At 37.7% G+C, this 23,261-nt stretch carries 23 protein-coding genes; 7 read left to right on the top strand and 16 right to left on the bottom strand.

The genetic code is table 11. From position 1 onward, the window contains the following. Positions 1 to 55: 55 nt before the first annotated feature. On the bottom strand, positions 56 to 1,090 hold the full coding sequence (gene rlmN / locus DRF59_RS06995) for a 23S rRNA (adenine(2503)-C(2))-methyltransferase RlmN (RefSeq protein ID WP_115958131.1): 1,035 nt from the start codon (positions 1,088 to 1,090) through the stop codon (positions 56 to 58). 254 nt (positions 1,091 to 1,344) lie between these two features. Then, entirely contained in the window at positions 1,345 to 2,394 is a 1,050-nt protein-coding gene (gene queA, locus DRF59_RS06990; RefSeq protein WP_115958129.1) for a tRNA preQ1(34) S-adenosylmethionine ribosyltransferase-isomerase QueA, read from the bottom strand. Between the two features lie 175 nt (positions 2,395 to 2,569). Between queA and DRF59_RS06985 the strand changes: the two genes are divergently transcribed. From DRF59_RS06985 to DRF59_RS06965, 5 genes are all read left to right on the top strand, one after another. Continuing rightward, positions 2,570 to 3,262 carry a hypothetical protein gene (locus DRF59_RS06985; protein WP_115958126.1) on the top strand — a complete coding sequence of 231 codons (693 nt, stop codon included), beginning with the start codon at positions 2,570 to 2,572 and terminating at the stop codon, positions 3,260 to 3,262. 33 nt (positions 3,263 to 3,295) lie between these two features. Further along, positions 3,296 to 3,988, top strand: a complete 693-nt coding sequence (locus tag DRF59_RS06980) for an AIM24 family protein (protein ID WP_115958124.1) — start codon at positions 3,296 to 3,298, stop codon at positions 3,986 to 3,988. 188 nt (positions 3,989 to 4,176) lie between these two features. Continuing rightward, entirely contained in the window at positions 4,177 to 5,574 is a 1,398-nt protein-coding gene (locus DRF59_RS06975) for a Gfo/Idh/MocA family protein (protein WP_115958122.1), read from the top strand. Continuing rightward, the gene (locus tag DRF59_RS06970; protein WP_115958120.1) at positions 5,564 to 6,478 is read left to right on the top strand and encodes a sugar phosphate nucleotidyltransferase; all 915 of its coding nucleotides are present in this window, start codon (positions 5,564 to 5,566) and stop codon (positions 6,476 to 6,478) included. The genes DRF59_RS06975 and DRF59_RS06970 overlap by 11 nt, the downstream gene beginning before the upstream one ends. Then, the gene (locus DRF59_RS06965) at positions 6,469 to 7,500 is read left to right on the top strand and encodes a phosphotransferase enzyme family protein (RefSeq protein WP_115958118.1); all 1,032 of its coding nucleotides are present in this window, start codon (positions 6,469 to 6,471) and stop codon (positions 7,498 to 7,500) included. Before DRF59_RS06970 ends, DRF59_RS06965 begins: the two co-directional genes overlap by 10 nt. A 196-nt stretch (positions 7,501 to 7,696) precedes the next feature. On the opposite strand, the gene DRF59_RS06960 is transcribed toward DRF59_RS06965, so the two are convergent. The 4 genes from DRF59_RS06960 to DRF59_RS06945 form a co-directional block, all read right to left on the bottom strand. Then, on the bottom strand, positions 7,697 to 8,188 hold the full coding sequence (locus tag DRF59_RS06960) for a DNA-deoxyinosine glycosylase (protein WP_115958116.1): 492 nt from the start codon (positions 8,186 to 8,188) through the stop codon (positions 7,697 to 7,699). A gap of 131 nt (positions 8,189 to 8,319) precedes the next feature. Continuing rightward, the gene (locus DRF59_RS06955; RefSeq protein WP_115958114.1) at positions 8,320 to 10,314 is read right to left on the bottom strand and encodes a S9 family peptidase; all 1,995 of its coding nucleotides are present in this window, start codon (positions 10,312 to 10,314) and stop codon (positions 8,320 to 8,322) included. 244 nt (positions 10,315 to 10,558) lie between these two features. Next, positions 10,559 to 10,903: a phage holin family protein gene (locus DRF59_RS06950; RefSeq protein WP_047378217.1), complete on the bottom strand. Its 345-nt coding sequence runs from the start codon at positions 10,901 to 10,903 to the stop codon at positions 10,559 to 10,561. 118 nt (positions 10,904 to 11,021) lie between these two features. Beyond that, positions 11,022 to 11,444, bottom strand: a complete 423-nt coding sequence (locus DRF59_RS06945; RefSeq protein ID WP_115958112.1) for a PaaI family thioesterase — start codon at positions 11,442 to 11,444, stop codon at positions 11,022 to 11,024. Positions 11,445 to 11,551: 107 nt separating this feature from the next. Here DRF59_RS06945 and DRF59_RS06940 point away from each other — a divergent pair, with 107 nt between their 5' ends. Further along, on the top strand, positions 11,552 to 12,406 hold the full coding sequence (locus tag DRF59_RS06940; RefSeq protein WP_115958110.1) for an AraC family transcriptional regulator: 855 nt from the start codon (positions 11,552 to 11,554) through the stop codon (positions 12,404 to 12,406). A gap of 171 nt (positions 12,407 to 12,577) precedes the next feature. Further along, positions 12,578 to 13,075: a hypothetical protein gene (locus DRF59_RS06935; RefSeq protein ID WP_115958108.1), complete on the top strand. Its 498-nt coding sequence runs from the start codon at positions 12,578 to 12,580 to the stop codon at positions 13,073 to 13,075. 54 nt (positions 13,076 to 13,129) lie between these two features. Here the strand turns inward: DRF59_RS06935 and DRF59_RS06930 are convergent, their stop codons facing one another. From DRF59_RS06930 to DRF59_RS06885, 10 genes are all read right to left on the bottom strand, one after another. Next, complete coding sequence (locus DRF59_RS06930; RefSeq protein WP_115958106.1) at positions 13,130 to 15,253, bottom strand: type IA DNA topoisomerase; 2,124 nt, start codon at positions 15,251 to 15,253, stop codon at positions 13,130 to 13,132. A 337-nt stretch (positions 15,254 to 15,590) separates the two neighbouring features. Next, positions 15,591 to 16,466 (bottom strand): pirin family protein, encoded by an 876-nt coding sequence (locus DRF59_RS06925; RefSeq protein ID WP_115958215.1) that lies wholly within the window; start codon positions 16,464 to 16,466, stop codon positions 15,591 to 15,593. Positions 16,467 to 17,051: 585 nt separating this feature from the next. Beyond that, complete coding sequence (locus tag DRF59_RS06920; protein ID WP_115958104.1) at positions 17,052 to 17,636, bottom strand: Crp/Fnr family transcriptional regulator; 585 nt, start codon at positions 17,634 to 17,636, stop codon at positions 17,052 to 17,054. Between the two features lie 10 nt (positions 17,637 to 17,646). Further along, positions 17,647 to 17,958, bottom strand: coding sequence for a hypothetical protein (locus DRF59_RS06915; protein WP_115958102.1), 312 nt, complete (start codon positions 17,956 to 17,958; stop codon positions 17,647 to 17,649). Positions 17,959 to 18,099: 141 nt separating this feature from the next. Further along, positions 18,100 to 19,710, bottom strand: a complete 1,611-nt coding sequence (locus tag DRF59_RS06910) for a Na+/H+ antiporter (protein ID WP_115958100.1) — start codon at positions 19,708 to 19,710, stop codon at positions 18,100 to 18,102. Between the two features lie 53 nt (positions 19,711 to 19,763). Then, complete coding sequence (locus DRF59_RS06905; protein WP_115958098.1) at positions 19,764 to 20,111, bottom strand: cupin domain-containing protein; 348 nt, start codon at positions 20,109 to 20,111, stop codon at positions 19,764 to 19,766. A 129-nt stretch (positions 20,112 to 20,240) separates the two neighbouring features. Next, positions 20,241 to 20,861 carry an alpha/beta hydrolase gene (locus DRF59_RS06900; protein WP_115958096.1) on the bottom strand — a complete coding sequence of 207 codons (621 nt, stop codon included), beginning with the start codon at positions 20,859 to 20,861 and terminating at the stop codon, positions 20,241 to 20,243. A 5-nt stretch (positions 20,862 to 20,866) separates the two neighbouring features. Continuing rightward, the gene (locus DRF59_RS06895; RefSeq protein WP_115958094.1) at positions 20,867 to 21,820 is read right to left on the bottom strand and encodes a ring-cleaving dioxygenase; all 954 of its coding nucleotides are present in this window, start codon (positions 21,818 to 21,820) and stop codon (positions 20,867 to 20,869) included. A 102-nt stretch (positions 21,821 to 21,922) separates the two neighbouring features. Continuing rightward, the gene (locus DRF59_RS06890; RefSeq protein WP_115958093.1) at positions 21,923 to 22,219 is read right to left on the bottom strand and encodes a GNAT family N-acetyltransferase; all 297 of its coding nucleotides are present in this window, start codon (positions 22,217 to 22,219) and stop codon (positions 21,923 to 21,925) included. A gap of 59 nt (positions 22,220 to 22,278) precedes the next feature. Next, positions 22,279 to 23,211, bottom strand: a complete 933-nt coding sequence (locus DRF59_RS06885; RefSeq protein WP_115958090.1) for a ring-cleaving dioxygenase — start codon at positions 23,209 to 23,211, stop codon at positions 22,279 to 22,281. Positions 23,212 to 23,261: the final 50 nt, after the last annotated feature.

Raw genomic sequence — 23,261 nt, 5'->3', positions numbered from 1 at the left:
AGGTATGGTTTTAAGCAATGATTTTGGGAAAACGTTAACTTTTTTTAAGGAAATTTTAATCTGCGGTTTTGTTGGCCAGCTGCCCGCATGCTGCGTCTATATCCCCGCCGCGGCTTCTTCTTACCATTACGGTAATTCCCGCATTTTCAAGCTGACGGATATAATCTTCTTCTGCCTGTTTGTTACACTGGTCATATTTCCCGTCTCCAATCGGATTATATTGAATAAGGTTCACTTTGGAAGGCACCTGCTTGCAGTATCTGATCAAAGCTTTAATATCTTCATCTCCGTCATTGATTCCTTTCCATACACAATATTCGAAGGTAATCACTGAACCGGTCTTCTGATACCAGTACTGAAGCGCTTCCATAATATCTGTCAATGGAAATTTATCCGAAAAAGGCATGATCTCATTACGTTTTGACTCAATAGCGGAGTGCAGGGATAGGGCCAGTTTTACACGAAGTTCATCATCAGCCAGCATTTTGATCATTTTGGGAATACCGGATGTAGAAACGGTAATTCTCCTTGGAGACATTCCCAGTCCTTCCGGCTGGGTGATCTTTCTGATCGCTTCCACTACATTCTTGTAGTTCATCATCGGCTCTCCCATTCCCATAAATACAATATTGGAAAGCGGCCGGTCAAAATACATTCTGCTTTGACTGTCGATCAGGGCTACCTGATCCACGATTTCTGCAACTTCAAGGTTTCTCATCCTTTTCAGTCTTGCTGTTGCACAGAATTCGCAGTTTAATGAACATCCTACCTGCGAAGATACACAGGCTGTTGTTCTTGTTTCTGTTGGAATAAGAACAGATTCCACCATCAGCCCGTCATGAAGCTTCACTCCGTTTTTGATGGTTCCGTCAGAGCTTCTTTGAAGAAGATCTACGGAAACAGGATTAATGGTATATTCTTCGGAAATTTTTTCACGAAGGGATTTCGAAAGATTCGTCATTTCATCAATCGAATGGAGGTTTTTGCTCCATAGCCAGTCATAGACCTGCTTCGCACGAAACGGCTTTTCTCCTAAAGATACAAAGTAATCTTTAAGCTGGTCTAATGATAATGTACGGATATCTTTCATAATATTAAAGAGCCAGGTTAAAAGTGAAAAGCTTAAAATTTAGTATTGTTAACTATTGCAGCCAAAATGTTTTTAACTCGTTACTTTCAGTCAATAAGCTTTAAATTCTTCAGAATCATAACCATTCAGTTCTTCTAAAACCCGAAGCCAGAAATGACTTTCTCTTGCTTCTCCTAAAGCGTAAAAGTTCTGATAAGTAAATCATTTTGTCTCATTCTACTTATATTATTTTTAACCTGACTCTTTTACTTTTTTTATAGAATTAACATTGCATCCCCGTAAGAATAGAATTTATACTTTTCTTTTACAGCTTCTTCATAAGCATGCATTACAAAATCTCTTCCGGCAAATGCAGCAATCATCATGATCAAAGTAGACTTCGGTGTGTGGAAGTTGGTGATCATTGAATTGGCAACTCCAAATTCATGAGGTGGATAAATGAATTTATTGGTCCATCCGTTGAAAGCAGAGATTTTCTTGTTTGAAGAAACAGAAGTTTCCAATGCTCTCATAGTTGTAGTACCTACTGCACAAACTCTTCTGTGAGCTTCTACTGCTTTGTTGATAATGGCAGCATTTTTTTCATCAATGATGATCTCTTCAGATTCCATTTTGTGTTTAGACAGATCTTCTACTTCAATTGGGTTGAAAGTTCCCAATCCTACGTGAAGTGTAACTTCTGCAAAATTGATCCCTTTGATCTCCAGTCTTTTCATTAAGTGCTTGGAGAAGTGAAGACCTGCTGTAGGGGCAGCAACGGCTCCTTCTACTTTTGCATAGATCGTCTGATATCTTTCTGCATCTTCCGGCTCTACAGCTCTTTTGATGTATTTTGGAAGCGGAGTTTCTCCTAATTCTTTTAATTTAGCTCTGAATTCTTCATACGAACCATCAAATAAGAATCTCAATGTTCTTCCTCTTGAAGTAGTATTATCAATAACCTCAGCAACTAAAGATTCGTCTTCAGTGAAGAATAATTTATTTCCAATTCTGATTTTTCTTGCAGGATCTACCAGAACATCCCATACTCTGGTTTCTTTATCAAGTTCTCTTAAAAGGAAAACCTCAATTTTAGCACCTGTTTTTTCTTTATTTCCATAAAGACGTGCCGGGAAAACTTTGGTATTATTAAAGATAAACAAATCATCCTCATCAAAATAATCTACTACATCTTTGAATAATTTATGCTCGATAGTTTCTGTTTTTCTATCAAGTACCATTAATCTCGCTTCGTCTCTGTGCTCTGATGGGTGTTCTGCTAATAATTCCGCAGGAAGATCAAAATTAAAATCTGATGTTTTCATTTTTTAAATTACGGTTTAAAAATTATTGAAATTACAAGGTGTAATTTTCGGAGTGCAAATATACGACATTGAAGCCCCCTTTGTCAAGTATTATTTACAGTCTTATTAAAAACCGTGATTTTACGGGCTGTTTTCAAAGCTTAAAAATAGTATTTTTGGAAAAACTAAATTCAGTATGGACTCCGTAAGCAAAATATATTTCCTTGATAATCCGTATCCTGATGGTCATAAAATTGAAACTTTCAACTGGAACGGACGGATCGATGACAATGGGTATATCTGGTTTGATTTTCATTTAAAAACGGAAAATTATTATGCAAATGATGATGAAAACAGCGAAGAAGATGATGAAGACCTGCCTGACTGGGACTCCAGAATAGTCTGGGAAAATTACCATGCCTGTACTCTATCTTCCAATTATTGGGGTGAAGGAAAAGGAATCAGAATTAACAGTCTGGATGAAAAGCTGGATTTCGATGCTGTTATCAAAAATGATCTTTTCAGCAACGACCTTCCGTCCGGACAACATTTTGATATGGATGATTTTGCCTTCAATATTTATTTGCTTGGACATGACAGCTGTGCAGGACATCAGATCCGTTTTTCAAAAAAAGATAACAACCGGTATGATATTACATGGACCGGTAAAATAGCACTGACTTATGCCGGTGATGATGAGTTTTCTCATGATTTTAAAGCAGAAATTTTCAATGTGGAATTCGGAGGGTTCCATTACCCAAAAGACTGGTCGGTAGAAAAAGCAGCTGAAATGTTCAGAGCAAGACTTGCCGGTTTTGAAGCGTACGAATTTGTGGATCTTAATCCTAAAAGTAACAAAAGAGAGTATAAACTCGACAAACTAAAGTAATAATACAAAAAATAACACCTTAAAAATATAATTATGAGTAAGTATTCAATAGAAGCATTTATCAATGAAACAAAAGAGAATCCACAACAAAGGGATTACTTTGAGCTGGAAACCAAACATCTTCTGGAAATCAATCTTAATAATCAGGCGGTTTGGACAAAAAGAGGAAGTATGGTAAGCTATGTGGGGAATATCAATTTTGAAAGACAGGGAATGCTTTCAGGAGGAATTGGCAATCTTTTGAAGAAAGCCATCAGTGGTGAAGGCAGTAAGCTGATGAAAGCGGAAGGAACAGGAAAACTGTATGTAGCTGATTCCGGGAAGAAAGTCCGTATTTTATATCTGAATAATGAATCTGTCTGCGTGAACGGAAATGATGTTCTGGCCCACGAACAAAGTGTAAAAAGTGATATTACCATGCTGAAAAGTATTGCAGGAATGATGTCCGGAGGTCTTTTTCAGGTAAAGCTTTCAGGAACAGGACATATTGCCATTACTACTCACGGAGATCCGTTGACTCTATTGGTAACTCCTGAAACTCCTGTATTTACAGATCCTAATGCTACTGTTGCTTGGTCCGGAAACCTAAGCCCGGAACTGAAAACCAACGTTTCTTTTAAAAGTCTTATCGGAAGAGGAAGCGGCGAGGAATTCCAGATGAAGTTTTCAGGTCACGGATGGGTACTGATTCAGCCTTATGAAGAGGTATATTATATGGAAAAATAGCAGTTCTGACTATCCAGATTATTTCATAAAAAACTGACTTAGGCAACTGAGTCAGTTTTTAATTTTACTTGCATATAAGAAAGTAAAATAATGATCTTCTCAATCGTTATTCAATCTTCAATTCACAACTCAGATATTCCATTCCATCGCCGTTTACAAAAGTTTTAATATATTTAGAAAAAAAATAAATGGACAACAGCACTTCACGAAGAAATTTCATTAAAACAGCTGCTTTAGCAGGTTTTGGTGCATTGGTTCTTCCCAATTCTTTATTTGCCTATTCAAATGATTTTAAGTCAGATAAAAAAGTTCGTGTCGGTTTTATCGGTGTAGGTCTCCGTGGTCAGGAACATGTAAAATTACTGGCAAAACGTAATGATGTAGAGATTGTAGCATTTGCAGATCCTGAGAAAAGAATGCTTGCTGCTTCCCAAAAAATCTTAAAAGACAATAATAAGCCCGCAGCTCAGGAGTTTTCCAACGGGGAATATGACTATCGGAATCTTTTAAAGTTAAAAACAATAGATGCTGTTGTGATTGCAACGCCTTGGGAATGGCACCTTACACAGGGGGTGGAAGCCATGCGTGCAAAAAAAATTGTTGGCATGGAAGTTTCCGGGGCTATAAAGCTTCAGGACTGCTGGGAATTTGTAAAGGTGTATGAAGAAACAAAAGTTCCTATCTTTATGATGGAGAATGTATGTTACCGAAGGGATATTATGGCCATCCTGAATATGGTCCGTAAGGGAATGTTCGGTGAATTAGTACACGGAAGAGGCGGTTATCAGCATGACCTGAGGGGTGTTCTTTTCAATGACGGAATTAATCCATACAATTCCGGTGCTGAATTTGGAGAAAAGGGCTTCAGTGAGGCAAAATGGAGAACCGAACATTATGTAAAACGCAACGGAGAACTTTATCCTACACATGGATTAGGTCCTGTAGCAATGATGATGGATATTAACCGCGGAAACCGTTTAACTAAACTTTCCTCATTTTCCTCAAAATCTGTAGGCTTACATAAATATATCGTCGAACATGCCAAAGGAGGAGAAAATCATCCGAATGCAAAAGTTAAGTTCAACCAGGGAGATATTGTCACTACACAGATTGCCTGTGCGAACGGGGAAACCATCCTTCTTACGCATGATACAAGTTTACAGAGACCTTATGATCTTGGATTCAGGGTTCAGGGAACTGAAGGATTGTGGCAGGATTTCGGATGGGGGGACTTCAACCAGGGACATATTTATTTTGAGAAAACAATGAACCATAGCCACCGTTGGGAAAATACTGAAAAGTGGATGAAAGAATATGACCATCCTATGTGGAAGAAATTTGAAAGTACTGCGGCAGGTGCAGGTCATGGAGGAATGGATTTCTTTGTGATGAATACTTTTATAGAGTGCATTAAGAGAAATATAGAGTTCCCGATGGATGTGTATGATCTTGCCTTATGGTATTCAATTACGCCACTGAGTGAAGAATCCATTGCCAAAGGTGGCCAGGTGGTTGATATCCCTGATTTCACCAATGGAAAATGGAAAACCCGTAAACCTGTATTCGGAATGACTGATGAGTTCTAAGAAGACATTACTTATATTAGCAGGCGGATTGGGCACCCGGTACAAAGGTCTCAAACAGGTAGACGGGATACTTGATAACGGTTCACCGATTCTGGAGTATTCTATCTTTGATGCGCTGGAAGCCGGTTTCCGGAAAGTGGTTATTATTGTCAACAAGCTGATTCCTGAAAGTTATATTGAAAGGCTTAACAGTATTTCAGAGAATAAGAACTTTGAACTGCATTGGGTATATCAGGAAATAGACAGCATTCCTATTTCACTGGAAGGTTTTGATTATCCGGACCGTGAAAAGCCATGGGGAACCGCTCACGCTGTTCTTTGTGCCAAATATGCAATACAGGAACCTTTCATCATGATCAATGCTGATGATTTCTACGGAAAGGAAGCCTATCAGTTAGCTGCTCATGAAATTAATCATCATCATATTTCAGATACACAGTTGGGAATGATTGCCTACCCTGTGGGAACAACATTAAGTGGTAACGGAGCGGTAGCAAGAGGAATATGTACACTGGATTCAGAAAATTATCTGATCAGTATAGAGGAGCAGACTTCTATTCAAAGAATAAATAATTCTATTGTTTACATTGAAAACGGGAAAAATATTAAACTGGACCCTGATGAATTGGTTTCCATGAACTTTTTTATTTTCCATCCTCATATTTTCTGCTATCTGGAAGCTTATTTCTATGATTTCATCGAGTCTGACCCTCTTCCGAAACAGGAATTTTATATTCCTTCTGCGGTGCAGAGAATGATAAAGGAAGATAGGGTAAAAGTAAAGGTAAAAGCTTCTCCTTCTCAATGGATGGGGGTAACGTATGCCGACGATAAGAAGAATATTAAGGATTTTCTGATTTCAGAAATCAGCAACAACAGATATCCGGAAAATTTATGGACTTAAAAGATATTGTTTTTGAATTTATCGGCACAGATCATTATGATCTCACACCTGTTACTGACGGGCTGATCAATACAACTTATCTTCTGGAGGATAAAGATCAGGGTAAAAAATTTATCCTGCAGAAAATTAATAATCATGTTTTCAGGCAGCCGGAAGTGATCATCAATAATCACTTAATGATCAATGAAATTCTCAGGTCAGGTAATTATCAGTTTCAGATTATTGAACCTATTCCTTCACTTACCCATAAGATTCTGATAGAAGATGCAGATGGCCATCCGTGGCGTATGCTCAATTTCATAGAAAACAGTGTTACTTTCCTTTCCGCTCCATCGTTACAGACAGCTTTTGAAGCTGCCAAAACATTTGGTTATTTCCTTAACACCGTAAATACTGATAAACTGCCAGTCATTAAAGATCCGATTCCTGATTTTCTCAATTTTGAAAAAAGAATTGCTGATTATAAAAGCTCCCTAAAAAATGCAGCTGCTCATTTAAAAGAAAATGCAAAGACTGAAATAGAAATCACCAACCAGTTTCTGTCCTTGCCCGATCAATGGATTGGAATGGAGAAAAACAATCTGATCCCCAAAAGAATCATTCATGCAGATGTAAAAATCAGTAATATCCTTTTTGATCAGAATCACAATCCATTAGCGGTAATTGATCTGGATACGGTAATGATGTCTACTGTTTTGTATGATTTTGGAACGATGATACAGTCTTATACCAATACAACTCATGAAGATGACGGAAATGCCAGAAACAATTTCAACCCTGAAATGTATGCAACCGTAAAAGAAGGATTCCTGTTCCATTTAAAGGAAAAGCTTACTCCTGAAGAGTCCGGGAATCTGGATTACGCAGCACAGGTTGCCATTTATATCCAGGAACTTCGTTTTTTAACGGATTATCTGAATGGAAGTATTTATTATTCCACAAAATATCCTGAGCATAATTTAGACCGGACGAAGAACCAACTGGAGCTGTTGAAAGGATTGAGAGAATATTTAGGTGTTTAATAATTTATGAAGAATTAAACAGTTTAGCAATTTAAATAACAAGCCTTACATATAAAATGTACACTTAAGTTTAATTTTTTTGATTTTATCTTAAGTGTACATTTTTATTCAGCGTTATTTAAGTTTTCTTAAGTGCCCTAAAGTGTTAAAAACACAATAATAAAAATATGCTGCCTCAAAAAGATCTGTAAAACCTTCATTTCAGAAAGTCAAGAATTTTCTTCCACTCTTCCAGCTTCTTTTCAAAAGAAACCGTATGAAGCGGGCTTGTGGACGGGAGTAAAACGATGGGGATTTTATAGTTTTTCCCTAATAACTTTTGCAGGTTTTTATAGGATTTCCCACCATTGCAGAAAATGGCTTTGATATTCGGATGCTTTTCCAGAAGCTCGGCAATCCGGTTAGCTTCTTCATTTCTGATTTCAGAATCCAGACTTCCTTTTCTCTCACAGGAATCGATTACATCCCAGAGTGCGATGTGATGTTTTTTAATGGTTTCTATTCTTTGCGGATAATTATCAGTAAATTCTTCACTCAGTAATTCAAAAATGATTTTCCAGAATTTGTTTTGCGGATGGGCATAATATTGCTGTTTTTCCAATGATTTCACTCCGGGAATTGATCCTAAAATTATAATTTCAGATTGGGCATCAATAATGGGTGGAAATGATGAAATACGGTTTTGCATATTCAAATATATAAATTTTATTCCTCGCAGATTATGCGGATTTTAATTATACTCCTGTTCAGACCATTGGATTTTTATCATAAAAAAAGCGGACTTTAAGTCCGCTCCTATGATATTTTATTCTATTTAATCTATAAAGTTTCCTTCAGCCAATCGAAGAATTCTCTCTGCCATACCAATCCGTTTTGCGGATGAAGTACCCAGTGATTTTCGTTCGGGAAGTACACCAGCTTAGATTTTAATCCTCTTAATTTTGCAGCCTGGAAAGCTTCCTGCCCCTGCTCGTAAGGAACACGGAAATCAATTCCTCCCTGTACGATCATAATTGGCTTGTTCCATTTTTCCACAAAATTACTTGGATTGAATTCTGTATAAGCTTTTGGCTGTGGTTTTTCCCATGGAGAGCCGATATCCCAGTTGGCAAACCAAAGCTCTTCCGTTGTCAGGTACCATGATTTCATATCAAATAATCCGTCATGAGCAATGAATGTTTTGAATCTGTTTTCATGAATCCCTGCCAGCATGAATACACTGTATCCTCCATAGCTTGCACCTACTGCCGCTACTCTGTCTCCATCTACATAAGGTAAAGTTTTCGCATAATCTGTAGCTGCCAGATAATCTCTCATTGGCTGTCCGCCCCAGTCTCGTGAAATCTCCTCGTTCCACTTTGTTCCCCAGCCCGGCATACCTCTTCTGTTTGGTGCAACCACAATATAACCGTTGGCAGTCATTAATGCGAAATTCCATCTTGTGCTGAAATACTGTGTTAATGCAGATTGAGGTCCTCCCTGGCAATACACCAATGTAGGATATTTCTTATTCGGATCAAAATTTGGCGGGTAATGGAACCATACCCCCATTTCTTTACCGTCAGAAGTTTTTACCATTTTAAGTTCAGATTTTCCCTGAGCCAGCTTAGCGTAAGTATCTTTGTTAGCTTCAGTAACCTGCTTCATTTCTCCGTTTTTAATGTTTACAGAGAATAATTCTGTAGCATGGTTTACATCTGTTCTTCCTACTAAAAGTGATGTTTTATTGTCTGTAAAGATCTCATTGACATCAAAATCTCCTTTAGTGATCTGTTGTACTTTTGCTGATTTCGGATCTAATGAGAAAAGCTGTTTTGTTCCTCTGTATGCCGCAGTAAAATAGATGGTCTTTGAATCTCCGCTCCAGAGTACATCTCCTGAAACACTGTCATCCCAGCCTGCAGTAAGGTTGGTTGTCTTTCCTGATTTCCAGTCCATGATCTTCACATCATTTTTATCTGCTTCATATCCATCTCTGGCCATACTTTGCCAGATCAATGATTTACCATCCGGACTGAATTTCGGATTAACATCATATCCTTTGTTGGATTCGGTCAGATTTTTTGTTGTTCCCGAAGCAAGATCATAAGCAAAGATATCGGTATTGGTGCTTGTTGCATATTCTTTACCGCTCTTAGGTTTTGTTACATACAAAAGCTGTGCAGAATCCGGGCTCCAGATAAAATCTTCCGCCCCTCCGAAAGGTCTCTGGGGAGAATCCCATGTTTTCCCTTCCAGAAGATCTTTAGCTGCTTCTACTTTATCGGAAGTACTCACTACAAATACATGGTTGTATTTTCCTTCATTGAAGTAATCCCAATGCCTGTGATTCAGGTCTGTATACACCTGTGCGGTTGTTTTAGGAGTATCGGTGTATTTATCCTTCCCCATTAATTTCTCTACCAAGACCTGCTTACTGAAAGCAATTTTCTTCCCGTCCGGAGAAATAACAATATTATCTGCTTCGCCAATGATATAGAATTCAGACCATGTTTTTCCGGCATCCTTTGAAAGATAAATTTTATCCCCTTCCTGTGCATAGATCCCGTTTTTATCCCACTGGATCAGAGCTTTTTTACCGAAATCAATTTTGGAAGACTGATGATTAAGAACATTCAGAAAATAGTTCTCGTTTTTTGTTTTTTCTGTTTTCAGATCTACCTGCCCTACTTTGTAGATAAGGGAAGCCTGATCCGGAGAAACCGCCTGTACTCCTACTTTTTTCAAAGTCCAGAGAATTTCAGGGGTCATGAGTTGTTGTGCGTTCATTAAAAGCGGAGCTGCCAGAGCCAGCAGACTGTACTTAAGTTTCATATGTTGATATTCATTTTTTAGCAGAACTATAAAATCAAATGATCCATAATTCCTTTTTATTAAATTCAAAGATTGCCAAAGTTAATATTTAAAATAAAAATTACCGACATAATTAACAATAAAGTTGATATGGTACAGGAAAAAAGATTTTTGAAAGCTTATTCCGGTATGCAATACCTTAATTTCTAAAAAAAATTCCGGCTGAAGATACGGCCGGAATTTATGAATTGTATTGATACATCAATTAATCTCCATCTGAGAACATTGAATTCGCCAGAGAAGTTACGATTGACAATAATATACTGAAGATAAATGCCCACCAGAAACCATCTACTACCATGCTGTCTATGAAATAGTCTGCAATCAGGATGATTCCGGCATTAATCACCAAAGCAAAGAATCCTAAAGTAAGGATCGTTAACGGAAGTCCAAACAGGCTTAAGATAGGTTTTACAAATATGTTAAGAACCCCAAGCACAATAGCAAAAATAATGGCAGATGAAAATCCTTCAAAGTGTACTCCCGGTAAGATTTTAGTTAAAAGATAAGCTACAATTGCTGTTACAAATAATCGGATAATTAAGTTCATTGAGTTATTTTTTAATGTTTATGGAGTATAAGGAGCAAAAGCCATTCCATTCCGGAAAAAAATAATTCTTTGAAACCCTTTATTTAAGGATATTTTGTCTTGTATTTACCTTAATGTCTTATTTTATTTTCATCATGGTCACTAATGAAGTCGCTACATGACTTTCTGAGTCTGAACCTTCAGTCTGAACATAGATTTCCGTTCTCACCACAACTATTTTTCCTCCGCCTTTGATGACATAAGATTTTGAAACCAGGGCATCTCCCATTGCAGGACGAAGATAATTCACCTTTAATTCAACCGTCACTACATAACAATCTTCAGGATAATGGCTCACAGCTGCGTATCCTGAAGAAACATCCACTAAGGAAGCAATCATTGCTCCATTGAACATTCCAGCTTTTCTGGTCATCATTTCCATTTTAGGGATTTTCATTGATATAAAATCAGTTTCTACTTCCAGCAGTTCAGCTTTATAAAATTGTAAAGTTTCCGAACGGTTAAAACTGTCTGTGATAAGTTTCTTTTTTTCTGGTGTCATGAAATTCAATTTATATGTAAATTTAAACATTCATTTAAATAGGGAACATCAAAAGAGTAAAAATCCAGGCAGAAAACTTTTATATTTAAAAACAAATTTCCTTCATTATGCTGAATGATTACAAAAAATACGAATTGTTTGGAAAGACCCTGATACAGAGAATTGATCTGAAAGGTCCATTCAGATATGATTTTCCGGTTTCGGAGCAAGCCTGTTTTCTATATGTCATTAACGGACAATTCCAATATAAAACGGATGAGCAGGAGTTTGATATTTCTACGAATTATTCCCTGTTTCTGAACTGTATCAGCTCCGGAAAGCATATTCAGCATTCAAGATCAGAAGATAACTGTCAGATCGTTATCGTTACTTTCTATCCGGACATCCTGAAAAGAATCTATGACAGAGAATTACCTTTATTATTACAAAAACCGGAACATACGGTTTCAAACAAATCAAGCGAGAAAATCAATAATGATTTTCTGATTCAAAAATATGTGGAAGGATTGCTTTTTTATTTTGAAAATCCTTCGCTCATTAATGAGGACATATTAATTCTTAAACTAAAGGAGATCATGCTATTGCTCGCCCAGTCACAGAATGCGGGTTCAATTCAAGTGATTCTGTCACAGCTTTTCTCTCCAGCCACTTACTCCTTTAAGCAGATCATTGAAGCCAATTTATTTTCACAGCTCACCATAGAACAGCTTGCAGAACAAAGCAATCTCAGTCTATCATCTTTCAAAAGGGAATTTGCAAAACTCTACAATGATACTCCTGCCAGCTATATCAGAAACAAAAAGCTGGAAAAATCCGCCGAATTGCTGCTGATATCAGATGAACGTATTACCGATATAGCATATGAATGCGGTTTTAATGATCTTGCCACCTTTACAAAAAACTTCAGCGATAAATATAATATCTCCCCATCTGCATATCGTCAGGAACGGAAAGAAAAATAACTGAAACCCTACATTTTTTATTTCAATAAGAGTTGAACCAAACTCTTAAATACTTGAACCAAATCACAAAATCATTTTTTTGTTTCTGTTGCAAATTTGTACCATAGTTTCAGGGAATAAAAATATACCTGCTTCTGAAACTGAATGTATTAATTTTTAAATAATATCAATATGAGTTTATCAGGTTTAGGAATTTTTCATACCATTATTGGTATCGCTGCCCTTATCGGGGCTGTTACAGGATTTATCAGATATGGTAAAATCAATCTGGCACAATTATCAGGAAAAGTTTACTTTTATGCCACTGCCATTACATCACTTACCGCATTGGGCATCTCAAAAAACGGAGGTTTCAACGCTGGTCATGTATTCTCATTGTTTATCATCGGTTTAATCTCTGTTGCGTACTTTCTTTTCTCAAGAAAACAGGGAGTCGGTAGAGCCAGGTATTTTGAGAATTTTTTATTGTCATTCAGCTTTTTTCTATCTTTAGTTCCTACTATTAATGAGACTTTCACAAGGATTCCGATAGAACATCCTTTAGCCAAAGATATCAAAGACCCGATAATTGGGCAGACTCTGCTGATTGTTTTCCTGCTTTTTATCGTTGGATCAGTTTTTCAGTTTTTCAAGCAGAAAAGAGCCAATGTTGAAATTTCACAACTATAAAGCAATATATTAAACTTATACCGATAGGATAATTTCAGAATAATTTACTATTCACTAGCTAAGTTGTACCTGAAAATCATCATTCAAAGTCAAAACACCTTCTGTAAGTTCTCCCGGATGAGTAGTAAACCCTTTCAGCCTGGATGTTTTTCCCTTTAAAACCAGGTCTAAAAGCTGTTTATCCGATAGTTTTTTACCAAAAATCTCAAAAGTAATTTTAAAGCCGCAGTTTTTGAAATCAGAACATCCAACTGCGGTTTTTCCTTTGATCAGGTTATGCTCTTTACATTTCGGACATTTTGTTTCTTCCCAGGACTGTAGTTCTTTTTTCTGTGCAGGTTCTCTTTTTTTCTTTTCCTTCACCTCTTTTTCCTCTTCCTGAAGGGTAATTACTTTTCCTTTTCCGTATACTACTTTTTCCGTAAGCTCTGTAACCATCTGGATCAGTTCTTCTTTGAAAAGATTGGCTTCATACTCGCCTTTTTCAATTTTACGGAGTTTAGATTCCCATTCTCCTGTCAGTTCAGGACTTTTTAACAGTTCGTCCTCAATGGTATCAATCAGCTGGATTCCGGTTTGGGTAGCAATCAGATTTTTTCTTTTCTTCTCGATGTATTTCCTTTTGAAAAGGGTTTCAATGATGTTGGCACGGGTGGAAGGTCTTCCGATACCATTGTTTTTCAGCATCTCACGCAGCTCCTCATCTTCAACCTGTTTTCCGGCCGTTTCCATAGCTCTCAGCAATGTTGCTTCGGTATATGGTTTTGGAGGAGTGGTTTTTCCCTGATGGATCATTGGATCGTGTGGGCCGGTTTCTCCTACAATAAATTCAGGAATGGTCTGTTCTTCCTCTTTTTCTTTTTCCTTATCGGTGTTTTCTTCTTTGGGTTCTTTAGCATAAACGGCTCTCCATCCTGCTTCAAGAACCTGCCTTCCACTTGTTTTGAAAGGAATGGTTCCTACTTTTCCTTCTACCAATGTATTTGAAATTTTACATTCCGGGTAGAACACTGCAATGAAACGTTTTGCAATCAGGTCATAAATCAGCTTTTCTTCCCTGCTCAGATTCTGAGAAGGCGGAATTTCTGTAGGAATGATAGCATGGTGATCGGTTACTTTGGTATCGTCGAAAACAGCTTTTGATTTTGGAATCGGAGCTTCAAGCAACGGGGCAATCAGGTCCTGATAAGGATACATCTTTTGAAGAATCCCAGCTATTTTCGGATATAAACTATCTGATAAATAAGTGGTATCAACACGCGGATAGGTGACATGTTTCTTTTCATAAAGACTTTGCACATAATTCAATGTATTTTCCGCAGAGTATCCGTATTTTTTATTGGCTTCCACCTGAAGTCCTGTCAGATCAAAAAGCCGTGGATTCTTTTCTTTTCCTTCTTTAATCTCGAAAGAAACAATTTCGAATGGATTTACTTTAAGGTATTCAAGCCCTTTTTCTGCACGTTCCAATGTTTTTAAACGATCAATCGCTGCACTGAAAAGGACGTCCCGATATCTGGTTTTCAGCTCCCAGTATTCTTCTGTGGTAAAGGCATCAATTTCTTTCTGACGCTGAACCAGCATTGCCAGTGTGGGAGTCTGAACCCTTCCAATGGAAAGAACAGCTTTATTTCCTCCAAATTTCTTGGTAAAAAGCCTCGTCGCATTGATTCCCAGTAACCAATCTCCTATCGCTCTGGCGTTTCCGGCCAGATACAGATTTTTATAATCCTCCGCAGGTTTCAGGCTTGCAAAACCCTCCCTGATCGCATCTTCCGTCAATGAAGAAATCCATAAACGCTGAACCGGTTTGTTACATTTTGCTTTCTGCAATACCCAGCGCTGAATAAGTTCTCCTTCCTGCCCGGCATCCCCGCAGTTAATGACTTCATCACATTCTTCTACTAATTTTTCAATAACTTTAAACTGGGTTTCCACCCCTTTATTCGGGATCAGCTTGATTCCAAAACTGTTAGGAATAATCGGCAGTGAAAAAAGATTCCAGGATTTGAACTGGGGACTGTAATCGTGAGGTTCTTTCAGGGTGCAAAGATGTCCGAACGTCCATGTCACGCAATAGCCGTTTCCTTCCATATAGCCCTGCTTAGGCGTGGTAGCGCCCAATACTTTGGCGATATCTCTGGCAACACTGGGTTTCTCGGCAATACATAATTTCATGAACTCTGGTTTATTGAAGGAGTGCAAAAATCGGGATTTTTTTTGACATTACAAATCAATTGAGGGCGGGAGCTTAAGGAAAGAAAAAACAAAAACTATATTCTAAAAATATAAAGTATTGGAATATCTATCAGTTCTTTGCATCTCAGAATTTTAAAAAATATTTAACCCGTTGCATCTAAATAAATGGACTGTTAATATACAATTATAAATTTTATACAAAAAAGCCCCCTATAAAAGGAGGCTGAAATCAACAATATTAATGAAACTAAGTTCATTATTTCTTTTATTTTGAAATGACATCAGCCATTCAAAAGACTTTCAGTCATATTAAATATTAAAGAGTCATAGGCACTTCCATCAAAAGAATTTCCGTATCTTCTTTAAGAGTTTTGATATTGATATCCCGGATGTCCCAGACTCCAAACCCATCACGCTCTTCCAAAGTTTCTCCGCCTATTTCCGCACTTCCCTTAAGAATGAAAGCATACACTCCATTTCCTTTTTTTCTGATCTGATACAATGTTTCTTTATTCTGGTCAAAGGTTCCTATATGAAACCATGCATCCTGGTGTATCCATACCCCTTCATCATCTGCATTGGGAGAAAGAATCTGTTGAAATTCATTATGACCTTTTGTTTTGTCTAAAGTAATCTGGTCATATCTTGGTGTCACATTTCTTTTTTTCGGGTAAATCCAGATCTGGAGGAATTTTACAAGCTTATCGCTGTTTTTATTGAACTCACTGTGCATAATTCCTGTTCCGGCACTCATCACCTGAATATCTCCGCTTCTGATCACCGCTGTATTTCCCATGCTGTCTTTATGTTCAAGATCGCCCTCCAAAGGAATACTGATGATCTCCATATTGTCGTGAGGGTGAGTTCCGAAACCTCTTCCTGCTTCCACTTTATCGTCATTCAGGACTCTCAGTACCCCAAAATGCATTCTTTCAGGATTATAGTAATTAGCAAAACTGAAAGTATGGTTGCTCAACAGCCATCCGTGATCTGCTTTTCCTCTTGAGTCTGCTCTGTGGATGACAGAGTTTTCTTTTATTTTTGATTCTGTATTGGGAAGATGATTGTATCCGATCGGTTCTAATGGTTCGATCTCGTCAATCTCATTTTTCATAGCGCTCGCCAGAGAAGCCGAGGCCACAAACATCCCTGTCCCCAATAATCCTTTCTTTAAAAAATCTTTTCTGTCCATATCAGATTGTTGTTTGTTCTTGTTTGACAGGACAAATTTAGAGAGATCAGAAACCCTGCACATTTAACTAGTTTAATAAATGACTGTAAAGCAAAAAAATTCAGGAAATTTTTGTATCCGGGAGTTTGATTATATAATTTTAATGATTAAATATTTTCCTGTTCTTTTGCCTTGAAGCAAAATGAACCAAAAGTTCAATACTTAGAAACTTCCGCTAAAAATGAAATCTGTTCTCTAAAAACTCTAAACTCGTGCGGAAGCAATATATATTTATCATCACGATTTCGTCCGCACTCAAACATACGAGTTTTCTTAACGTTCACAGAGTCATTTTTTTTAACGCTCCATTTTCTCAGGTCGTTATTTACACTCTGTTATAGAATAAAAGTAACACGTTTGTGAAAGTTCAAGACTTGGCAGTTTTTGGGATCGTTAGTTTAAGAATGGCTATACTTAGATTCCTACGGAATGACAAATAATACGCTTTTCTATCCATACAGTATGTCATTCTGTAGGAATCTCACTGTTTTATTACTGTTGATCTTTGAGTTAACAAAACTAAGAAGAGAGTTTAAGACCTGAAGCTTACTTTTCTTTTGAGGCAAGACGTTTTCTGATGGTGCTCACAAATTCTTTTGAAACCCCAAGGTAGGAAGCGATATAATATTGTGCTACCCTTGGCGGAATGGAAGGGTATACTTTGATAAATTCCAGATATCTGTCGGATGCCGTTTTGGAAATGGTATCTACCAATCTGCTTTGCAGGGTAGTAAGATTCCTTTGGACCAACATTCTGAAAACTCTTTCGAATTTTGGAACTTCCTGCAGTAATTTCTCTTTTGTTGCCGGGTTCAGCATATAGATTTCCGAATCTTCCAGTGTTTCGATAAAAACTTTAGAAGGCTTCTGTTCCTGGAATGATGCGATATCGCTGATCCACCAGTCTTCAATAGCAAAAAGAAGGGTAACTTCTGTGCCATCATCATCCAGACAATACATTCTCAGGCATCCTTTCTGAATATACCCTTCAAACTGGCAAATCTCTCCTTCCCTCAGTAACACTGTTTTCTTGGGAAACGACTGACAGACCAGCAGATCTGTAAAAACTTTCTCTTCTTCCGGAGTGATGGAGATGAACCGGGTAATATTTCTGATGATATTTTCAAACATAATGCAGAGTTTACCTCTGCAAATTAGGAAAAAGACTGTAAACTTCGTTCTTTAAAAGTCCGCTTCCTCCTCCATAATGATCAATTACTTTAACTTCTTTATCCAGACCGGCACAAAATATTTTTATATCTTTCTCAAAATCATCTTCTAAGCCGGAGCTTAAAAGGACTATGTCCACCGTATTATTTTTTATATAATCATAGCAGAAGTTTTCATCACTTTGTATTTCTGCTGTCCAGCCTTCATTATTTTCTATAATTTTTTTTAAAGTATCAAGAATTTCCTGGTTCTTTCCAATCACTAAAAAATGTAATGTTTTCATTTTGTTCAATGTTTATGGTTGTTGTGAAAAGGTAAAAGAAAAAAGAATTCGTAAAGTCATAATCTTTTGTACGTTCAAACCTGTATCCCAAATCTCAATAATGGCACTTTTAATACCCTCACCAACTTGTATGTATAACTCCTACAAATGTTTGTTTCCTGTAATTTTCAGTTCATTCAGATCCAGCTGCGATTCTGCTTTTCTGATCTCATCATCACTGAAGAGCTTTTCACGTTTCATTTTAAAAAGTTCTTTTCTCTGTAAGGCAATTATGTCCAGCATCACTTTATGGTATTCTGCCATATCATTTTGCCTGTTGGTACACATCTCAATAGAGCTTAAATGATTCTGATGAAGTTTAATATCACTTTCCAAAGTTTTTTTAAGATTTTCAAGCAGGTTATTACTGTTCACTGCTTCATGGTATTCTTTATCAAGTTTATGAACGGCAAGTCTGTCCAGTCTCATCTGGATTCCGGCCTGCTGTTCATGGGAAGGAAGAATAGGGTCTATTTCCCCGATTTTTGTCAGTTTAATAATTAAAGGCAATGTCAACCCCTGAAATACCAATGTCACAAAAATCACGACAAATGTGATAAAAATGATCAGATTTCTCATTGGAAATTCTGACTGTTCATTCATCATAACCGGAATTGAAAGGGCAGTTGCCAGTGAAACCACTCCCCTCATACCTGCCCAGCCTATAATTAAAGGGTTTTTCCATCCCGGGCTTGGATCCCGGCGGGCTTTTTCACTGAGCCATCTGGGAAGATGAGCTACGGGGTAAATCCACAACAGACGTACTGCAATAACAATCAGGCTTATAATTAATCCATATTTTATTCCTTCTATTAATGAAGTTTCACCCAGTCCATTGATAATATCGGGAAGTTCAAGACCTATCAGTACAAAAACCAAGGCGTTCATTACGAAAATCAGGGTGTTCCAGACCCCTGTCATATTAATTCTTGTGGTTCCGGTTTTGAAGATTTCATGCGCACGGAAAGACATAAATAATCCTCCGCTCACCACTGCCATTACCCCCGAAAAATGAAAATGTTCTGCGGAAAGAAACAGGATATAAGGGGTAATTACCGTAATAGCAGCATCAATCGCCGGTGTTGTAGGCAAAAACCGGTGAATAGCATAGAAAATATGAGCTCCGGCGATTCCTACTACAATTCCCATTCCTGCTACCAGAAAAAACTGCCCTGTTGCTTCATGCATTGAAAAAGCTCCCGTCATCACAGCAGCCAGCGCAAACCTGAAAACAATCAGTGAAGAGGCATCATTAATCAGGCTTTCCCCTTCCAGTATAGCAATGGTACGTTTGGGAACTTTCAGTCCTTTCAAAACGGTAGTGGCAGCAACCGCATCCGGAGGAGAAACAATTCCCCCCAATAAAAAGCCCAATGCCAGAGTGAATCCCGGGATCAGCATCTGCGAAGTATAGGCAACCACCAGGGAAGTCAGAAATACGAGACCAAAAGCAAGCAGACTAATGGTACGTTTCCATTTCCAGAAATCATTCCATGAGGTATACCAGGCCGCTTCATATAAAAGAGGTGGTAAAAAAATTAGAAATATAATCTCCGGATCCAGTTTTAAAACAGGTACGCCGGGAATCATACTGATCCCTAATCCGGCAAGCACCAGAAAAATAGGATAAGCAATTTTAATCCGCTGTGCCAGCATCACCAGCATCATGACGAGTAATAAAAGCCCCAGTATTAAAAGTAGTTGTTCGTGCATAATTTTAGAAGTTAGAAAATAGAATGGTCAGGAATTTACTGCAACTTGTATCTTTAAATATAAATAAACAATGAAGTTCTTTCTTTTTTTATGAGATTTTTTGTCTTGTGTCCTTTTCCGGTAACATCTTCTACGAGAAGGATCTCTCCTGTCTGGAATTCTCTTTTATCTCCCTGTGAGGTTTCTATTTCCACACCTCCGTCTAAAAGAGCAATATATTGCTTCTGCGGAGCACAATGAAAATCGAAATCATAGTCTGCCGGTACTTTTCTGAACTGTAATTTTTTAACTTCAAAAGTTTCCGAAAGAAAACCTATATCTCCCTGATCAACAAGAGGAATTTCTATATTTTCAAAATGAGTTTCTCCTCTTTCGTCACTGAATATGCGTGTGATGTTCATTGCGTTTGTTTTTAAAATAAGAATTTTAGATCCTAAATGTTATGGCTAGCCACAAAAGTCACAAAGTTTTATTTTCAGACATCGTAATATACCTGATTATATCTTTTGTGACTTTTGCGGTTAAAATACCTATTTAAATATAATTGAGTTAGCCAATTCAATTTCCTCTGTATTGATGGAATGTCCGAAATTGGCATATACTTTTTCTGTTACCTCAGCATTCATTTCTCTTAAAATATTGGCTGTAGCATATACCCTTTCTACCGGAACATGAAAATCCGGGTTGCTGGTTCCCAGGAAAACAGGAGTTCCTGCAAAGTCACCTTTATAATTTTCACGGTTGATCTTATCTCCTATCACTCCTCCGATAATGGCCGCTGCACCTCCAAACTTCTGAGCATTACGGGCTAAAAACTCCAGGGCAAGACAAGCTCCCTGAGAAAAACCAAAGAAATATATATTTTCTGGTTTAATTCCTGCATCTACTGCCGCTTTTACTGTTTCTGCCACCATTTCCAGAGCTGAAGAAAGCCAGGGTTCATTCTGATCTACCGGTGCCATAAATGAATAGGGATACCAGGTATGATTCAGGGCCTGCGGTGCTAACAGCGCATAATCTTTTACATTCAGATGCTGGGATAAACTTAAAATATCCTGAGCACTTCCTCCACGACCATGAATCATGATCAAAGCTTTTTCTGCCTGATTTAATGGTATACCTGCTGTTTTTATATTTAGAATATGACTCATTATTTCTATCTGAACTTTTCTGTTGGATAATTAATTGCCGGAAGAACTTCCGTAAGACGCTCTCTTCTTTTTTCAAATTGTTGCGGTAACATCAGATCCTGTCCTAAAAACTCTGCTTCTTCGTCTACATCGAAACCCGGACCTGAAGTGGCAATCTCAAACAAAACACCTCCCGGCTCTTTAAAATATACGGAGGTGAAATATTTTCTGTCTTTCACTTCAGTATGTTCCAGTCCGTATGCATTTAATCTCTTTATCATTTCAAGCTGCGATGCTGCGTCGGGAGTAGCAAAGGCTACGTGGTGAACAGTACCTCTTCCCGCCAATCCTTTTAAGGCATTAGGAGCAGAAAGCAGATCTACATATTTCCCCGGCATATTTTCTGTTCCCAGCCTAAGTCTGTCCGGGCTTTCTTTGATTACTTTATGATCCATCTGAGTCGTGAGTAGGGCAGCCGTTCTTTCATAGGCATCCTGCCAGATTTCTACGTGATGGATTCCCTTGATCGCGTAATCTTTAGGAATATAACCATTATAATATCCTTTTCTTTCATCCTTATCATTAAAAACCAATTCCAGTCCCAATCCGTCAAAATCTTCAAAATAAATGAAAACTTCATCAGAAAATCTTTGCTGAGGCTGCTTAAAAGGAATATTAAACTGTTCCAGACGGTTTGTCCAATAATCCAGCGCATCTATGGAAACTGAAAAAGCCGTAGTATTGAGCATTCCTTTCCCATGTCTGCCATTGATCAGATCTTTACCATACGGAAAAGTAGTCATTATTGTTCCCGGTGTTCCGTATTCGTCACCGAAATAAAAATGATAAACATCTGAATAATCGAAATTGACTGTTTTTTTGACCAAACGAAGTCCTAAAACGCCGGTATAAAAGTCTATATTTTCCTGTGCATTGCCGGTAATTGCCGTAACGTGATGCAGTCCTGTGATAAGGTTCATAATGTTGAAATTGTTAAGTGTTCTTGTAATTGGTTACATGGATAATGAAAGTAAAGGCAAAAGACAGATAAGCTTAATGCCTTACACTCTCAATTCTATTAGCTACAGTTCTTCCTTTAACCAGACATCATTATATTCCTCCGGATGACGTTTGAACTGAGCGTGAACATATGGACATAGCGGCAGAATCTTTAAATCGTTTTCTCTTGCATAAGACACCAGTCTTTCCAGTAAAATCTTTGCAAAACCTCTCCCTTCGTATTCCGGACTCACCTCTGTATGGTAAACGGTCAGTTTTTTTCCAATAACTGAAATATCCATTTTACCTGCTTTATGATCGTCTGAGAAAAGCTGGATTTCTCCTTTTCTCCCTTCTAAAACTATTTCTGTTTTTTCCATTTTTATTGTTTTTAATTCTTAATTCAAAATTAGCATCTTTATCGGACCTGGATGATGATCTATGATAAGTTCGGCAGTACTTCTTCTATTTTCCCGCGCATTCCTTCATATTGAACAGGAAGTTTCAGATTTTTTCCCAACTCATTCAAAGGCTCATCTACTGTAAATCCCGGATTATCGGTAGCTATTTCAAATAAAACACCCCCCGGCTCACGGAAGTACAATGAATAGAAATAATCTCTGTTGATTTTCGGAGTGATACTCAACCCGGCAGAGAGGACTTTCTCACGATATTCCATCAGAACATTATCATCTTTTACTCTGAAGGCAATATGATGGTTGGTACCGGCTGCATTTCTTCCCGCAGGAACGGTATCATTTTCAATAATATCTACCAGATTAGCGGTATCAATAGCATCAGTAGCCAATCTGTATCTTTCTCCCTCCTGTTTTTTCAGATCATACCCTAAAATATCGGTCAGGACTTTGATTGTAGGCTCTGCTTTCCTTAAAGTTAAAGTAACGTTATGGAATCCTTTCAGTGCATTTTCGTCCTTGATATCATCTGTTGTCCAAACTTTTCTGTTGTCATCACCTGATGGTTCTATAAACTGTAACTGAAGGCCGTCCGGATCCGTAAAAGAAATCATCTTTTCTCCAAATACTTCACCCTCTTCTACTTCTACATTAAAAGCCTTCAAACGGTTTTTCCAGAATTCAAGGCTTCCTTTCGGCACTGAATAGCCGATGTGGGTAGCCATCCCGCTCCCATTGGTTCCCTTACCAATTCCTTCCCACGGAAAGAAAGTAAGGATTGTTCCCGGTGTTCCGTTTTCATTTCCGAAATAGAAGTGGTACGTTCCCGGATCATCGAAATTCACTGTTTTCTTTACCAGTCTTACTCCTAAAACTTTTGTATAAAAATCTAAATTTCTTTTGGCATTGTCTGCTATTGCTGTAATATGATGCAGACCTAATATTCTATTGTCCATGTCTTTTAATTTTTATGCTAAATTACAGTGAACAAAAATCCTATGCATTT

This window comes from Chryseobacterium flavum (assembly GCF_003385595.1).
Lineage (GTDB): Bacteria > Bacteroidota > Bacteroidia > Flavobacteriales > Weeksellaceae > Chryseobacterium > Chryseobacterium flavum.
Note: the sequence above shows the minus strand (reverse complement) of the source record. Positions and strands in the feature narration are given on the sequence as shown.

Bases quoted from the DNA above. Each gene is read 5' to 3' on its own strand.
- DRF59_RS06925 (WP_115958215.1), bottom strand. From the start codon at position 16,466: ATGGACAGAAAAGATTTTTTAAAGAAAGGATTATTGGGGACAGGGATG.
- DRF59_RS06950 (WP_047378217.1), bottom strand. From the start codon at position 10,903: ATGAACTTAATTATCCGATTATTTGTAACAGCAATTGTAGCTTATCTT.
- DRF59_RS06955 (WP_115958114.1), bottom strand. From the start codon at position 10,314: ATGAAACTTAAGTACAGTCTGCTGGCTCTGGCAGCTCCGCTTTTAATG.
- DRF59_RS06885 (WP_115958090.1), bottom strand. From the start codon at position 23,211: ATGGACAATAGAATATTAGGTCTGCATCATATTACAGCAATAGCAGAC.
- DRF59_RS06970 (WP_115958120.1), top strand. From the start codon at position 5,564: ATGAGTTCTAAGAAGACATTACTTATATTAGCAGGCGGATTGGGCACC.
- DRF59_RS06980 (WP_115958124.1), top strand. From the start codon at position 3,296: ATGAGTAAGTATTCAATAGAAGCATTTATCAATGAAACAAAAGAGAAT.
- queA (WP_115958129.1), bottom strand. From the start codon at position 2,394: ATGAAAACATCAGATTTTAATTTTGATCTTCCTGCGGAATTATTAGCA.
- DRF59_RS06890 (WP_115958093.1), bottom strand. From the start codon at position 22,219: ATGGAAAAAACAGAAATAGTTTTAGAAGGGAGAAAAGGAGAAATCCAG.
- rlmN (WP_115958131.1), bottom strand. From the start codon at position 1,090: ATGAAAGATATCCGTACATTATCATTAGACCAGCTTAAAGATTACTTT.
- DRF59_RS06900 (WP_115958096.1), bottom strand. From the start codon at position 20,861: ATGAGTCATATTCTAAATATAAAAACAGCAGGTATACCATTAAATCAG.
- DRF59_RS06935 (WP_115958108.1), top strand. From the start codon at position 12,578: ATGAGTTTATCAGGTTTAGGAATTTTTCATACCATTATTGGTATCGCT.
- DRF59_RS06905 (WP_115958098.1), bottom strand. From the start codon at position 20,111: ATGAACATCACACGCATATTCAGTGACGAAAGAGGAGAAACTCATTTT.
- DRF59_RS06930 (WP_115958106.1), bottom strand. From the start codon at position 15,253: ATGAAATTATGTATTGCCGAGAAACCCAGTGTTGCCAGAGATATCGCC.
- DRF59_RS06985 (WP_115958126.1), top strand. From the start codon at position 2,570: ATGGACTCCGTAAGCAAAATATATTTCCTTGATAATCCGTATCCTGAT.
- DRF59_RS06945 (WP_115958112.1), bottom strand. From the start codon at position 11,444: ATGACACCAGAAAAAAAGAAACTTATCACAGACAGTTTTAACCGTTCG.
- DRF59_RS06915 (WP_115958102.1), bottom strand. From the start codon at position 17,958: ATGAAAACATTACATTTTTTAGTGATTGGAAAGAACCAGGAAATTCTT.
- DRF59_RS06920 (WP_115958104.1), bottom strand. From the start codon at position 17,636: ATGTTTGAAAATATCATCAGAAATATTACCCGGTTCATCTCCATCACT.
- DRF59_RS06960 (WP_115958116.1), bottom strand. From the start codon at position 8,188: ATGCAAAACCGTATTTCATCATTTCCACCCATTATTGATGCCCAATCT.
- DRF59_RS06940 (WP_115958110.1), top strand. From the start codon at position 11,552: ATGCTGAATGATTACAAAAAATACGAATTGTTTGGAAAGACCCTGATA.
- DRF59_RS06965 (WP_115958118.1), top strand. From the start codon at position 6,469: ATGGACTTAAAAGATATTGTTTTTGAATTTATCGGCACAGATCATTAT.
- DRF59_RS06975 (WP_115958122.1), top strand. From the start codon at position 4,177: ATGGACAACAGCACTTCACGAAGAAATTTCATTAAAACAGCTGCTTTA.
- DRF59_RS06910 (WP_115958100.1), bottom strand. From the start codon at position 19,710: ATGCACGAACAACTACTTTTAATACTGGGGCTTTTATTACTCGTCATG.
- DRF59_RS06895 (WP_115958094.1), bottom strand. From the start codon at position 21,820: ATGAACCTTATCACAGGACTGCATCACGTTACGGCAATTACCGGCAAT.